Genomic DNA, 271 nt, shown 5'->3' with positions numbered 1-271 from the left:
TCGCGAGCAAGCCCGCTTCCACATTTACTCCGCATTACCGTCAAGAGCGCGCGGGATGTGGGACAATACCCGCCATTTTCAGCCATACCCGAATCGACCACGCCCATGAACGCCTCCCGCACTCCCAAACCTGCGCGCAAGAAGCCAGACGCCGCGCCCCCAAGCAAAGCCGTCGAGCCGCGCGAGAAGGCCAGCCTGCACCCGCGAAATCGCCATCAGGGTCGTTACGACTTCCCGGCGCTGATCAAGACCTCGCCGGAACTGGCGAAGT

1 protein-coding gene is annotated in these 271 nt (G+C 63.1%); it reads left to right on the top strand.

Annotation, left to right across the window (positions count from 1 at the left end; genetic code table 11):
• Nucleotides 1-105 precede the first annotated feature (105 nt).
• Nucleotides 106-271, top strand: a 166-nt coding sequence (locus OC610_RS29245) for an RlmF-related methyltransferase (RefSeq protein WP_264433340.1), incomplete at its 3' end; no start/stop codon positions are given.

The sequence above is a fragment of the Pseudomonas agronomica genome (genome assembly GCF_025917275.1).
GTDB lineage: Bacteria > Pseudomonadota > Gammaproteobacteria > Pseudomonadales > Pseudomonadaceae > Aquipseudomonas > Aquipseudomonas agronomica.
Note: the sequence above shows the minus strand (reverse complement) of the source record. Positions and strands in the feature narration are given on the sequence as shown.